At 51.8% G+C, this 13620-nt stretch carries 15 protein-coding genes and 2 pseudogenes; 8 read left to right on the forward strand and 9 right to left on the reverse strand.

Annotated elements, in window-relative coordinates; translation table 11 throughout:
* Positions 1-54: 54 nt before the first annotated feature.
* Together waaA and coaD are read left to right on the forward strand one after the other, a co-directional pair.
* A complete protein-coding gene (waaA, locus tag C1P89_RS20325) occupies positions 55-1332 on the forward strand; it encodes a lipid IV(A) 3-deoxy-D-manno-octulosonic acid transferase (protein WP_000891564.1) in 1278 nt (425 codons plus the stop codon).
* Positions 1333-1339: 7 nt separating this feature from the next.
* Positions 1340-1819 (forward strand): pantetheine-phosphate adenylyltransferase, encoded by a 480-nt coding sequence (coaD, locus tag C1P89_RS20330; protein WP_001171869.1) that lies wholly within the window; start codon positions 1340-1342, stop codon positions 1817-1819.
* A gap of 38 nt (positions 1820-1857) precedes the next feature.
* On the opposite strand, the gene mutM is transcribed toward coaD, so the two are convergent.
* The 6 genes and pseudogenes from mutM to C1P89_RS20360 all read right to left on the reverse strand — a co-directional run.
* Positions 1858-2667 carry a bifunctional DNA-formamidopyrimidine glycosylase/DNA-(apurinic or apyrimidinic site) lyase gene (mutM, locus tag C1P89_RS20335; RefSeq protein ID WP_001114533.1) on the reverse strand — a complete coding sequence of 270 codons (810 nt, stop codon included), beginning with the start codon at positions 2665-2667 and terminating at the stop codon, positions 1858-1860.
* A gap of 97 nt (positions 2668-2764) precedes the next feature.
* The gene (gene rpmG, locus C1P89_RS20340) at positions 2765-2932 is read right to left on the reverse strand and encodes a 50S ribosomal protein L33 (RefSeq protein ID WP_001051798.1); all 168 of its coding nucleotides are present in this window, start codon (positions 2930-2932) and stop codon (positions 2765-2767) included.
* A gap of 20 nt (positions 2933-2952) precedes the next feature.
* On the reverse strand, positions 2953-3189 hold the full coding sequence (gene rpmB / locus C1P89_RS20345; protein WP_000091955.1) for a 50S ribosomal protein L28: 237 nt from the start codon (positions 3187-3189) through the stop codon (positions 2953-2955).
* Between the two features lie 216 nt (positions 3190-3405).
* A pseudogene (radC, locus tag C1P89_RS20350) lies at positions 3406-3915 on the reverse strand (RadC family protein); the annotation flags it as partial.
* A gap of 7 nt (positions 3916-3922) precedes the next feature.
* A protein-coding gene (locus C1P89_RS20355) for an IS1-like element IS1A family transposase (RefSeq protein ID WP_094096600.1) occupies positions 3923-4620 on the reverse strand; the annotation gives its coding sequence in 2 pieces (ribosomal slippage) (positions 3923-4371 and positions 4371-4620; 699 coding nt in all).
* Between the two features lie 54 nt (positions 4621-4674).
* A pseudogene (locus tag C1P89_RS20360) lies at positions 4675-4851 on the reverse strand (UPF0758 domain-containing protein); the annotation flags it as partial.
* A 171-nt stretch (positions 4852-5022) separates the two neighbouring features.
* Here C1P89_RS20360 and coaBC point away from each other — a divergent pair.
* The 3 genes from coaBC to slmA all read left to right on the forward strand — a co-directional run bounded on the left by coaBC (position 5023) and on the right by slmA (position 7382).
* Entirely contained in the window at positions 5023-6243 is a 1221-nt protein-coding gene (coaBC, locus tag C1P89_RS20365; RefSeq protein WP_000050147.1) for a bifunctional phosphopantothenoylcysteine decarboxylase/phosphopantothenate--cysteine ligase CoaBC, read from the forward strand.
* Complete coding sequence (gene dut / locus C1P89_RS20370) at positions 6221-6679, forward strand: dUTP diphosphatase (RefSeq protein WP_000976070.1); 459 nt, start codon at positions 6221-6223, stop codon at positions 6677-6679. Before coaBC ends, dut begins: the two co-directional genes overlap by 23 nt.
* 106 nt (positions 6680-6785) lie before the next feature.
* The gene (gene slmA, locus C1P89_RS20375) at positions 6786-7382 is read left to right on the forward strand and encodes a nucleoid occlusion factor SlmA (protein ID WP_000818601.1); all 597 of its coding nucleotides are present in this window, start codon (positions 6786-6788) and stop codon (positions 7380-7382) included.
* 36 nt (positions 7383-7418) lie between these two features.
* Here the strand turns inward: slmA and pyrE are convergent, their stop codons facing one another.
* Together pyrE and rph are read right to left on the reverse strand one after the other, a co-directional pair.
* Positions 7419-8060, reverse strand: coding sequence for an orotate phosphoribosyltransferase (gene pyrE / locus C1P89_RS20380; RefSeq protein WP_000806182.1), 642 nt, complete (start codon positions 8058-8060; stop codon positions 7419-7421).
* 65 nt (positions 8061-8125) lie between these two features.
* Positions 8126-8842 (reverse strand): ribonuclease PH, encoded by a 717-nt coding sequence (gene rph, locus C1P89_RS20385; RefSeq protein WP_001247093.1) that lies wholly within the window; start codon positions 8840-8842, stop codon positions 8126-8128.
* A 126-nt stretch (positions 8843-8968) separates the two neighbouring features.
* Between rph and C1P89_RS20390 the strand changes: the two genes are divergently transcribed.
* The 3 genes from C1P89_RS20390 to C1P89_RS20400 all read left to right on the forward strand — a co-directional run bounded on the left by C1P89_RS20390 (position 8969) and on the right by C1P89_RS20400 (position 11787).
* A complete protein-coding gene (locus C1P89_RS20390; RefSeq protein WP_000621336.1) occupies positions 8969-9832 on the forward strand; it encodes a YicC/YloC family endoribonuclease in 864 nt (287 codons plus the stop codon).
* 221 nt (positions 9833-10053) lie between these two features.
* Positions 10054-10878, forward strand: a complete 825-nt coding sequence (gene dinD / locus C1P89_RS20395) for a DNA damage-inducible protein D (protein ID WP_005137999.1) — start codon at positions 10054-10056, stop codon at positions 10876-10878.
* 291 nt (positions 10879-11169) lie between these two features.
* The gene (locus C1P89_RS20400) at positions 11170-11787 is read left to right on the forward strand and encodes a trimeric intracellular cation channel family protein (protein ID WP_000924289.1); all 618 of its coding nucleotides are present in this window, start codon (positions 11170-11172) and stop codon (positions 11785-11787) included.
* Here the strand turns inward: C1P89_RS20400 and ligB are convergent.
* Positions 11784-13466, reverse strand: coding sequence for an NAD-dependent DNA ligase LigB (gene ligB / locus C1P89_RS20405; protein WP_000870055.1), 1683 nt, complete (start codon positions 13464-13466; stop codon positions 11784-11786). The genes C1P89_RS20400 and ligB overlap by 4 nt on opposite strands.
* Positions 13467-13620 lie beyond the last annotated feature (154 nt).

A 13620-nucleotide genomic window follows, 5' to 3' on the forward strand; every position in this document is an offset into this window, starting at 1 on the left:
AGCCACAGCTAAATACATAGAATCCCCAGCACATCCATAAGTCAGCTATTTACTATGCTCGAATTGCTTTACACCGCCCTTCTCTACCTTATTCAGCCGCTGATCTGGATACGGCTCTGGGTGCGCGGACGTAAGGCTCCGGCCTATCGAAAACGCTGGGGTGAACGTTACGGTTTTTACCGCCATCCGCTAAAACCAGGCGGCATTATGCTGCACTCCGTCTCCGTCGGTGAAACTCTGGCGGCGATCCCGTTGGTGCGCGCGCTGCGCCATCGTTATCCTGATTTACCGATTACCGTTACAACCATGACGCCAACCGGTTCGGAGCGCGTACAATCGGCTTTCGGGAAGGATGTTCAGCACGTTTATCTGCCGTATGACCTGCCCGATGCGCTCAACCGTTTCCTGAATAAAGTCGACCCCAAACTGGTGTTGATTATGGAAACCGAACTATGGCCTAACCTGATTGCGGCGCTACATAAACGTAAAATTCCGCTGGTGATCGCTAACGCGCGACTCTCTGCCCGCTCGGCCGCAGGTTATGCCAAACTGGGTAAATTCGTCCGCCGCTTACTGCGTCGTATTACGCTGATTGCTGCGCAAAATGAAGAAGATGGTGCACGTTTTGTGGCGCTGGGCGCAAAAAATAACCAGGTAACCGTTACCGGTAGCCTGAAATTCGATATTTCTGTAACGCCGCAGTTGGCTGCTAAAGCCGTGACGCTGCGCCGCCAGTGGGCACCACACCGCCCGGTATGGATTGCCACCAGCACTCACGAAGGTGAAGAGAGTGTGGTGATCGCCGCACATCAGGCATTATTACAGCAATTCCCGAATTTATTGCTCATCCTGGTACCCCGTCATCCAGAACGCTTCCCGGATGCGATTAACCTTGTCCGCCAGGCTGGACTAAGCTATATCACACGCTCTTCAGGGGAAGTCCCCTCCACCAGCACGCAGGTTGTGGTTGGCGATACGATGGGCGAGTTGATGTTACTGTACGGCATTGCCGATCTCGCCTTTGTTGGCGGTTCACTGGTTGAACGTGGAGGGCATAATCCTCTGGAAGCTGCCGCACACGCTATTCCGGTATTGATGGGGCCGCATACTTTTAATTTCAAAGACATTTGCGCGCGGCTGGAGCAGGCAAGCGGGCTGATTACCGTTACCGATGCCACTACGCTTGCAAAAGAGGTTTCCTCTTTACTCACCGACGCCGATTACCGTAGTTTCTATGGCCGTCATGCCGTTGAAGTACTGTATCAAAACCAGGGCGCGCTACAGCGTCTGCTTCAACTGCTGGAACCTTACCTGCCACCGAAAACGCATTGAGGTTGTTATGCAAAAACGGGCGATTTATCCGGGTACTTTCGATCCCATTACCAATGGTCATATCGATATCGTGACGCGCGCCACGCAAATGTTCGATCACGTTATTCTGGCGATTGCCGCCAGCCCCAGTAAAAAACCGATGTTTACCCTGGAAGAGCGTGTGGCGCTGACACAGCAGGCAACCGCGCATCTGGGGAACGTGGAAGTGGTTGGGTTTAGTGATTTGATGGCGAACTTCGCCCGTAATCAACACGCTACGGTGCTGATTCGTGGCCTGCGTGCGGTGGCGGATTTTGAATATGAAATGCAGCTGGCGCATATGAATCGCCACTTAATGCCGGAACTGGAAAGTGTGTTTCTGATGCCGTCGAAAGAGTGGTCGTTTATCTCTTCATCGTTGGTGAAAGAGGTGGCGCGCCATCAGGGCGATGTCACCCATTTCCTGCCGGAGAATGTCCATCAGGCGCTGGTGGCGAAGTTAGCGTAGCGTTTATGCCGGATGGTATGCCATCCGGCGCGTATGAATTACTTCTGGCACTGCCGACAATAAAACGTTGCCCGCTGCGCATGTTTAGTCGCCACAATCGGCGTACCGCACACCCGACACGGCTCACCTTTTCGCCCGTAAACCTGCAATTCCTGCGCGAAATAGCCCGGTTTACCATCACTTTGCAGAAAATCTTTCAGCGTTGTACCACCCTGCTCAATCGAACGCAGCAACACCGCTTTAATCACCCGAGCTAACAATTCACACTCTGCCAGCGACAGTGATGACGCCAGCCGATCCGGATGGATCCCCGCCGCAAACAGTGATTCGCTGGCATAGATATTCCCTACCCCTACCACCAGCTTGTTATCCATCAGCCACGGTTTAATCGCCGTTTTTTTCTTCGCGCACTTCTGATGCAGATACTCACCATTGAAATCGTCGCTAAGCGGCTCCGGTCCAAGATGAGCCAGCACGTTGTGCCCTTCCAGCTCTTTGGTCCACAGCCAGGCACCAAAGCGGCGCGGATCGGTGTAGCGCAGCACTTTGCCGTTGCTCATCACCAAATCCACATGGTCATGCTTTTCAGGGGGAAGTTCTTCTGGAAGGATGCGCAGGCTGCCAGACATCCCCAAATGAATGATAATCCAGCCCTCAGGCAGCTCCAGCAGCAGATATTTAGCCCGCCGCTGCACGCTAAGCACTGGTTGGTCGCTTAAACGGTAGATCTCTTCTGAAACCGGCCAGCGCAAGCGTCCGTTGCGCACCACCGCATGAAGAATGGTTGCACCAACGAGATGCGGTTCTATGCCGCGACGGCTGGTTTCAACTTCGGGTAATTCAGGCATAGCATCTCCAGGAATGAACAGATGCAATCAATATGGGGGCAAGCAGATAACAAAAAACCCCGCCGGAGCGAGGTTTTTTGTTACATCAAAGCGAGAATTATTTGATTTTCGCTTCTTTGTAGATCACGTGCTGGCGAACAACTGGATCGAATTTTTTCAGTTCCAGTTTTTCCGGCTTAGTACGTTTGTTCTTCGTAGTGGTATAGAAGTGACCAGTACCAGCAGAAGAAACCAGCTTGATTTTCTCACGAATACCTTTAGCCATGATTTATTTCCTCTAAGTACTTAGTACTTTTCGCCACGGGCACGCAGTTCAGCCAGAACTGTATCGATGCCTTTTTTATCGATTACACGCATACCTTTAGCAGATACGCGCAGGGTGACAAAACGCTTTTCGCTCTCAACCCAGAAACGGTGAGAGTGCAGGTTCGGCAGGAAACGGCGTTTAGTCGCGTTCAGTGCGTGGGAACGGTTGTTACCGGTCACCGGACGCTTGCCAGTAACTTGGCAGACTCGGGACATGTCTATTCTCCAAAAATCAAATTAGCTCGAGCTTCGTATGGGGTATTGGCGCCTCGTCAGGCTTTACAGCCCGGTCATCGCAGTTCTATGTGAACTCTCGATTGCCAGGCCCAAATGCCAAACCCGAGATTCTCAAAGGTGGCGTAGTATACGCTGACTCAGCGATGTGCTCAAGTCCCGAACAGACAAAGATCCCGAAGGATCGCGCATAGCGGGTTAAATCCAGCCGCGTTCGGCAAAAGAAACATACTCTCCACGCCCAATCACGATATGGTCGAGCACGCGTAAATCCATGAACTGACAACTCTTTATTATCCGTTCAGTAATGAGTTTATCCGCTTTACTGGGTTCAGCACAACCCGAAGGGTGATTATGTGCAAGGATCAGCGCCGAGGCGTTTATTTTTATCGCTTCCCGGATAATTTCCCGAGGATGGACTTCAACATGGTTTAGCGTGCCGGAAAAAAGACGGCTATGCGTTATAACCCGGTGTTGTGAGTCGAGAAAGATCACCATAAAGATCTCCCGCTCCTCACCCGTGAGCTGGCTTTGTAAAAATTCCCGCGTCATCTCCGGGCTGAGTAAAGGGCTTTCTTCACGCATCCGCACGTTGTAGTAACGCCGCGCCAGTTCAGCAATCCCCTTTAACTGGGCAAATTTCGCTACGCCAATTCCATGAACGCCACTAAATTGTTCATATTCAGAGGTTAACAAGCCAGGTAATGACTCCAACTTATTGATAGTGTTTTATGTTCAGATAATGCCCGATGACTTTGTCATGCAGCTCCACCGATTTTGAGAACGACAGCGACTTCCGTCCCAGCCGTGCCAGGTGCTGCCTCAGATTCAGGTTATGCCGCTCAATTCGCTGCGTATATCGCTTGCTGATTACGTGCAGCTTTCCCTTCAGGCGGGATTCATACAGCGGCCAGCCATCCGTCATCCATATCACCACGTCAAAGGGTGACAGCAGGCTCATAAGACGCCCCAGCGTCGCCATAGTGCGTTCACCGAATACGTGCGCAACAACCGTCTTCCGGAGACTGTCATACGCGTAAAACAGCCAGCGCTGGCGCGATTTAGCCCCGACATAGCCCCACTGTTCGTCCATTTCCGCGCAGACGATGACGTCACTGCCCGGCTGTATGCGCGAGGTTACCGACTGCGGCCTGAGTTTTTTAAGTGACGTAAAATCGTGTTGAGGCCAACGCCCATAATGCGTGCAGTTGCCCGGCATCCAACGCCATTCATGGCCATATCAATGATTTTCTGGTGCGTACCGGGTTGAGAAGCGGTGTAAGTGAACTGCAGTTGCCATGTTTTACGGCAGTGAGAGCAGAGATAGCGCTGATGTCCGGCAGTGCTTTTGCCGTTACGCACCACCCCGTCAGTAGCTGAACAGGAGGGACAGCTGATAGAAACAGAAGCCACTGGAGCACCTCAAAAACACCATCATACACTAAATCAGTAAGTTGGCAGCATCACCAACAAGCCATAAAGAGAGCCGAAATTCTCCAGCATCTCTTTTGCCAGGGTTAATACATCTTTACCGCGCGTTCCGGTACGCAGAAATAGCGCCAGCAGCTCGACATCCGTTAAGGCGCTAATACCAAACTTCAGCATTTTTTCGCGCGGCATCAACAGCTGTGCATTGTTTTTCACCTTCACCTCCTTTGTGGTGCTCGCATCCTGTCATAGCCGTTTCGTTAAATCGACGGCCAGTTTTCAATCCTGGAAAGCGCCTCGCAAAGTGAATCTCAGGTGAAGGCACGACAACAAAAGTATTGTGATAAAATCGCCAACTTCTGGTGTCACCCTACAGGAAAAATCATCATGAGCCTGGCCGGTAAAAAAATCGTTCTCGGCGTTAGCGGCGGTATTGCTGCCTATAAAACCCCTGAACTGGTGCGTCGTTTGCGCGATCGCGGGGCCGACGTCCGCGTAGCCATGACCGAAGCGGCAAAAGCCTTTATCACCCCACTTAGCTTGCAGGCGGTTTCTGGTTATCCCGTTTCCGACAGTCTGCTGGACCCGGCAGCCGAAGCCGCTATGGGCCATATTGAGCTGGGTAAATGGGCTGATTTAGTGATTCTCGCCCCTGCCACGGCAGATTTGATTGCCCGTGTTGCTGCCGGAATGGCGAATGACCTGGTATCGACGATTTGTCTGGCTACACCTGCGCCTGTAGCCGTGCTCCCCGCCATGAACCAGCAGATGTACCGTGCCGCTGCCACGCAGCATAATTTAGAGGTGCTTGCTTCCCGTGGTTTGCTCATCTGGGGGCCAGACAGTGGCAGTCAGGCTTGTGGTGATATCGGTCCTGGGCGAATGCTCGATCCGTTAACCATTGTGGATATGGCGGTAGCGCATTTTTCGCCCGTCAACGACCTGAAACATCTGAACATTATGATTACCGCCGGCCCGACGCGTGAACCGCTCGATCCGGTGCGTTATATCTCTAATCACAGCTCCGGCAAGATGGGTTTTGCTATCGCCGCCGCCGCTGCCCGTCGTGGCGCGAACGTCACGCTGGTATCAGGCCCGGTTTCGCTACCGACGCCACCGTTTGTTAAACGTGTTGATGTGATGACCGCGCTGGAAATGGAAGTCGCCGTGAATGCTTCTGTACAGCAGCAAAATATTTTTATCGGCTGCGCCGCCGTGGCGGATTATCGCGCAGCTACCGTGGCCCCAGAGAAAATCAAAAAGCAGGCCACGCAGGGTGATGAATTAACAATAAAAATGGTTAAAAACCCCGATATCGTCGCAGGCGTTGCCGCACTAAAAGACCATCGACCCTACGTCGTTGGATTTGCCGCCGAAACAAATAATGTGGAAGAATACGCCCGGCAAAAACGTATCCGTAAAAACCTTGATCTGATCTGCGCGAACGATGTTTCCCAGCCAACTCAAGGATTTAACAGCGACAACAACGCATTACACCTTTTCTGGCAGGACGGAGATAAAGTCTTACCGCTTGAGCGCAAAGAGCTCCTTGGCCAATTATTACTCGACGAGATCGTGACCCGTTATGATGAAAAAAATCGACGTTAAGATTCTGGACCCGCGCGTTGGGAAGGAATTTCCGCTCCCGACTTATGCCACCTCTGGCTCTGCCGGACTTGACCTGCGTGCCTGTCTCGACGACGCCGTAGAACTGGCTCCGGGTGACACTACGCTGGTTCCGACCGGGCTGGCGATTCATATTGCCGATCCTTCACTGGCGGCAATGATGCTGCCGCGCTCCGGATTGGGACATAAGCACGGTATCGTGCTTGGTAACCTGGTAGGATTGATCGATTCTGACTATCAGGGCCAGTTGATGATTTCCGTGTGGAACCGTGGTCAGGACAGCTTCACCATTCAACCTGGCGAACGCATCGCCCAGATGATTTTTGTTCCGGTAGTACAGGCTGAATTTAATCTGGTGGAAGATTTCGACGCCACCGACCGCGGTGAAGGCGGCTTTGGTCACTCTGGTCGTCAGTAACACATACGCATCCGAATAACGTCATAACATAGCCGCAAACATTTCGTTTGCGGTCATAGCGTGGGTGCCGCCTGGCAAGTGCTTATTTTCAGGGGTATTTTGTAACATGGCAGAAAAACAAACTGCGAAAAGGAACCGTCGCGAGGAAATACTTCAGTCTCTGGCGCTGATGCTGGAATCCAGCGATGGAAGCCAACGTATCACGACGGCAAAACTGGCCGCCTCTGTCGGCGTTTCCGAAGCGGCACTGTATCGCCACTTCCCCAGTAAGACCCGCATGTTCGATAGTCTGATTGAGTTTATCGAAGATAGCCTGATTACTCGCATCAACCTGATTCTGAAAGATGAGAAAGACACCACAGCGCGCCTGCGTCTGATTGTGTTGCTGCTTCTCGGTTTTGGTGAGCGTAATCCTGGCCTGACCCGCATCCTCACTGGTCATGCGCTAATGTTTGAACAGGATCGCCTGCAAGGGCGCATCAACCAGCTGTTCGAGCGTATTGAAGCGCAGCTGCGCCAGGTATTGCGTGAAAAGAGAATGCGTGAGGGTGAAGGTTACACCACCGATGAAACCCTGCTGGCAAGCCAGATCCTGGCCTTCTGTGAAGGTATGCTGTCACGTTTTGTCCGCAGCGAATTTAAATACCGCCCGACGGATGATTTTGACGCCCGCTGGCCGCTAATTGCCGCGCAGTTGCAGTAATATGACGCCGGATGACTTTTCATCCGGCGAGTTTCTTTAAACGCCAAACTCTTCGCGATAGGCCTTAACCGCCGCCAGATGTTCCGCCATTTCCGGCTTCTCTTCCAGGTAAGCAATCAGGTCTTTCAGGGTGATGATAGAGATCACTTTGCAGTTGTAATCACGCTCAACTTCCTGAATCGCCGAAATCTCGCTGCGCCCCCGTTCCTGACGATCGAGCGAAATCAACACGCCAGCAAGCGTCGCGCCATTGGCCTGAATAATTTCCATCGACTCACGAATCGCCGTTCCGGCGGTGATCACATCATCTACCAGCATTACGCGTCCTTGTAACGCGCTACCAACCAGATTGCCGCCTTCACCGTGGTTTTTTGCCTCTTTGCGGTTAAAGCAGTACGGCAGGTCCAGGTCATGATGCTCCGCCAGCGCCACGGCGGTTGTGGTGGCAATCGGGATCCCTTTGTAAGCAGGGCCAAACAGCAGATCGAACTCAATGCCGGAATCCACCAATGCTTCAGCGTAAAAACGGCCTAACAGTGCCAGGTCGCGCCCGGTATTAAACAGCCCGGCGTTGAAGAAATAGGGGCTTTTACGCCCGGATTTCAGCGTAAACTCGCCAAACTTTAACACCTGCTTGCTAAGCGCAAATTCAATAAACTGGCGCTGATATGGTTTCATGCCTTCGCTCCTCATCTTACTTTTCTACAGACAAAAAAAAGGCGACTCATCAGTCGCCTTAAAAATCAGTTTGCCAGCGCCGCCTTCTGCGTCGCTACAATGGATTCGATTCCCCCTCGGGCCAGAGCCAACAAGGTGAGTAATTCTTCGTGGGTGAACGGTTCGCCTTCTGCCGTCCCCTGCACTTCAATGATGCGCCCGTCTTCGGTCATCACTACGTTCATGTCGGTCTCTGCGGCAGAGTCTTCAACGTATTCCAGATCGCAAACCGCTTCGCCGTTCACAATCCCGACAGAAACCGCGGCTACCATCCCTTTCATCGGATTGGTTTTCAGCTTACCGTTTTCCACCAGCTTCTGTAGCGCATCTGCCAGCGCCACGCAGGCACCCGTAATCGAAGCGGTACGAGTGCCACCATCAGCCTGAAGCACGTCGCAGTCCAGCGTAATGGTGAACTCACCCAGCGCTTTCAAATCTACTGCCGCGCGAAGCGCACGGGCGATCAGACGCTGGATTTCCATTGTGCGTCCACCCTGCTTACCTTTCGCCGCTTCACGAGCGTTACGGGTGTGGGTAGAACGCGGCAGCATACCGTACTCTGCGGTGATCCAGCCCTGGCCCTGACCTTTCAGGAAGCGCGGCACGCCTTCTTCAATAGAGGCGGTACACAACACTTTGGTATCGCCAAATTCGACCAGCACCGAGCCTTCTGCATGTTTTGTATAGTTACGAGTCAGGGTAACGGGACGCACCTGATTATTGCTACGGCCTGCTGGACGCATATTGAAATCTCCGGCTTGAAACAAATGTGGCTGCGCATTATACGGACTTCCGGAGGTTATTCCTATCCTGACAAGGCATCGATGGCTATAATCCTTCCACCTCTCCTTTTATAAACAGGAACGTCTATGATCCGCAGTATGACCGCCTACGCCCGGCGTGAAATCAAGGGTGAATGGGGGAGCGCAACCTGGGAAATGCGCTCGGTAAACCAGCGTTATCTGGAAACTTACTTTCGTCTGCCGGAGCAGTTCCGTAGCCTTGAACCTGTCGTTCGCGAGCGTATTCGTTCTCGCCTGACGCGCGGTAAAGTGGAATGTACCCTGCGCTATGAGCCAGATGTTAGCGCGCAAGGTGAGCTGATCCTCAACGAAAAACTGGCTAAACAGCTGGTAACTGCCGCGAACTGGGTAAAAATGCAGAGTGACGAAGGGGAAATCAACCCGGTTGATATTCTGCGCTGGCCGGGCGTAATGGCAGCCCAGGAGCAGGATCTCGACGCGATTGCCGCTGAAATTCTCGCGGCGTTGGATGGTACCCTGGACGACTTTATCGTCGCACGTGAAACCGAAGGTCAGGCGCTGAAAGCGTTGATCGAGCAGCGTCTGGAAGGCGTCACCGCCGAAGTGGTCAAAGTCCGCGCCCATATGCCGGAAATCCTGCAATGGCAGCGTGAGCGTCTGGTCGCGAAGCTGGAAGATGCTCAAGTGCAACTGGAAAACAACCGCCTGGAGCAGGAGTTGGTTCTGCTGGCACAACGAATTGATGTTGCCGAAGAACTGGACCGCCTGGAAGCGCATGTCAAAGAGACCTACAACATTCTGAAGAAAAAAGAAGCCGTTGGTCGTCGTCTGGACTTTATGATGCAAGAGTTCAACCGCGAGTCGAACACTCTTGCGTCGAAATCTATCAATGCCGAAGTGACGAATTCTGCCATCGAGCTGAAAGTGTTGATTGAGCAGATGCGCGAGCAGATTCAGAATATTGAGTAACTCGTAACACTAATTCTTACCTTTCAGCCTTCACAAATGCCGCCCACTCAAACAGAGCGGCATTTTTCTTCCCCGCAACATTCAATTCTGTTTTGCGTACCTGCTCCAGATTTTGCGATGTTTTTTTGCGCAGCGCAGTGAGAACGTGAGATACTCACAACTGTATATAAATACAGTTATAGACTTACTTTCTTTGCAATCGATATCACATGGAGTGGGCAATGAACGAACATCATCAACCTTTTGAAGAAATACGGCATTATGGCACTGAAGGGCAAGAATTTTGGTCAGCGAGAGAATTGGCACCGTTACTGGATTATCGGGACTGGCGCAATTTTCAAAAGGTACTGGCCCGCGCGACTCAAGCGTGCGAAGCCAGCAATCAAGCTGCATCTGACCATTTCGTTGAAACCACCAAAATGGTTGTATTAGGTTCAGGGGCTCAACGAGAACTTGAAGATGTTCATCTCTCTCGCTATGCCTGTTACCTGGTAGTACAAAACGGCGACCCTGCGAAACCGGTTATTGCGGCAGGGCAAACTTATTTTGCTATCCAGACCCGACGGCAGGAGCTGGCTGACGATGAAGCTTTCAGGCAACTTCGTGAAGACGAAAAGCGTCTTTTTCTGAGAAATGAGTTGAAAGAACATAACAAACAATTAGTTGAGGCAGCGCAGCAAGCTGGGGTAGCGACAGCTATCGATTTCGCCATATTTCAGAATCATGGTTACCGGGGGCTGTATGGTGGATTAGATCAGAAAGCCATCCATCAGCGGAAGGGGCTGAAAAAGAGTCAGAAGATCCTGGATCATATGGGTTCAACAGAACTGGCGGCTAATCTCTTTCGAGCTACCCAAACAGAAGAAAAACTCAAGCGGGATGGCGTAAATTCAAAACAGCAAGCTAATACCACACACTTTGACGTGGGTAGCAAGGTGAGGCAAACCATTCAGGAACTTGGCGGAACCATGCCTGAGGAGTTGCCGACCCCGCAGGTCAGCATCAATCAGTTAGAAAACAGTGTAAAAATTACAGAGAAGAAATAGCAGAAACTAAAAACTCTTTTTCTTAATTGAGATACCCGATGCGTAAGCCAAAGTCCAGGTGCAGTGAACACAATGGCTAAACATTGCACCTTTCTTTTCCACCCCTCAATTTTAACCTATTTTTTCTTATGCATTTTCTCAGACAAGAAGTCAGAAGAATGCATCTACACTACAGAAAATAGCGATTTCACATAACTACAAGTTATCAATTTCCTCTCACCTTAAAAAATCTCAATCGTGACAATACGCACAAATCGCTACCCTGCCAGACAGATTTTTAGGGAGAGAACCATGCTGTTACACATTTTGTATTTGGTTGGCATTACTGCCGAAGCCATGACGGGGGCGCTGGCGGCCGGACGACGGCGCATGGATACATTTGGCGTAATTATTATTGCGACCGCCACCGCAATTGGCGGAGGGTCAGTGCGCGATATTCTGCTGGGCCACTATCCGCTCGGCTGGGTCAAACACCCGGAATATGTGATTATCGTCGCTACCGCCGCAGTACTCACCACTATCGTTGCTCCTGTAATGCCTTACCTGCGCAAAGTGTTTCTGGTGCTCGATGCGCTCGGACTGGTGGTCTTTTCTATCATCGGCGCACAGGTTGCACTGGATATGGGGCACGGCCCAATTATTGCCGTTGTCGCGGCGGTAACCACCGGCGTGTTTGGCGGCGTTTTGCGCGATATGTTCTGTAAACGCATCCCACTGGTATTCCAGAAAGAGTTGTATGCCGGTGTCTCATTTGCCTCCGCCGTGCTGTACATCGCGCTGCAACACTATGTTTCTAACCATGATGTGGTGATTATCTCCACCCTGGTATTCGGCTTTTTTGCCCGCTTACTGGCGCTACGTCTTAAGCTGGGATTACCGGTCTTTTACTACAGCCACGAAGGTCACTAAGGTTCAAAACCTGTGATCTGCTGGGCAGCCAGCCAACTGCCCAGCTTCTTGATTTGCGCATTTTCCTTCCATTCAATAACCTGTCTGGCGCGCCCAGATCCAGTCCCCGGCAGCCGCTGCCAGAACTGCTCCGTGCTAAATAAAAGTTGCGACCAGGACCGTTCATCACTGGCATTAAGCGCCGCCCGGGTTAACGGTATTCCCATTGCCATCACCCAGCGAGTAAAAGGCTGCTTACGAGCCAGATTAAACTGATGCCATAACTGCGCACTTTTACTTTTCGCGATCCCCGGCGTGTTCTGTAATTGCTCTGGCGTTAATAAAAGCCAGGAAAAGATATGCTCAAAGCGATGAGTCTGATGCAGCGCGCGCCAGCCGGCCTCACCAATGCCATCCAGCCCAAGAACCTGTTTTGACCCCAGCCAGACTAAGCGTGAAATGAACTGTTCCTGACAAACATCAGAAGCAAAGTAGCAGGTCAACGAGTTAAAGCGGTTTTCTGGTGGTGTCGGTTTTGTACGTTCTGCACCGCGCCAGACCACATCATCAATGCGAGGAATACCCTGACCGGCAAGGCTGACGAGGATCTGATCACCAGGCGCAATATCCCACTCCTGCCAGCGCCTGACGGAACCAATATTCACCCGCTGGACTTTTTTATCATCCAGCATGACAGGTGCGAGTGACGCAACCACCGATATTTTACCGCTCTTACCCACCGCAAACTGAATCGCCTTCACTTCGGCAACCTGAGCTACAGGTTGATATTTCCAGGCCACCAACCATTCTGCCTGGCCTGGTAGCCAATGGCGGGATTCGGGTTCCTTAGCCGCTCGCACAACCACGCCATCGGTGACGAAGGGTAATTTCGCTTTCCACCACTCATTGCGTACGCGCGCAACTTCATCAGCATTTTTAACCGCACGGGTATACCTCTGCGTTAGAGTAAAACCTGCGGTAGCCAGCTCCTTTAAACGATCGGTCATTAACTGCGGTCCATCCGGCCATGCCCAGACAAAAACAGCCAGTGAGTTTAGCGTGTCGCTATTCCCCTGGCGCATCATCAGGCCAGCAACTTTTGCGCGGGCATTTATTCCCCCCATTTGTTGTTGGATATGCCCCTCGCGCTGGAGAAATATTTCCCCCTGAAGCGTACTGTTGGCTAAAGGCCCGCTAACGGTTTGCGGCACAGCGGAAATTAAGCTAACTTTCTGCGTCCAGTCCTCGCCTTTCAGGCCATTACCGCGACTGATTGCTTTGTTCAGTTTCCCGTCCCGATAAACCAGGGTTACCGCAACGCCATCAACTTTTGGCTGCACCCAAAGATCGCTACGTTCTCGCATCCACAGACTTAATGCGTTTTTATCCACCATTTTGCGTACACCCGTATGGGCAACCGGATGCATAACCGCACCATTTAAAGGCGGCATCATCACGTCGCGGGGCTCGCTCCCAAAGCAGCGTTGCCACTGCGTAAGACGGGCGCTTAACTGATCGTAAACACCGTCTTCCACCTCACTTTTCCCTTCCTTCCAGTAGTCATCGTCCCACTGTTTTATTTGCTGTTGCAGGCGGGAAATTTCTTCCTGTGCTCTGGCTGGCGACCAGGCCGGACAGACCGCCCACACAGATGATTGCCAGCACAAGATACTTATTAATATCGCCATCCATACTTTCATCATCACCTCCGCTGTAGATAGTCAGGCAGATATACAACGTGATGAAAGCAAAGCCGAGTGGCAAAAACGGAGTCTGCGAGGACGCTTCCTGAAAATCGTCTTTATTGCAATGAATGACAGGCAAATGCGGAAGCAGCTACGCAAAACGCAACAA

Source organism: Shigella sonnei (assembly GCF_002950395.1).
Classification (GTDB): Bacteria; Pseudomonadota; Gammaproteobacteria; order Enterobacterales; family Enterobacteriaceae; genus ECMA0423.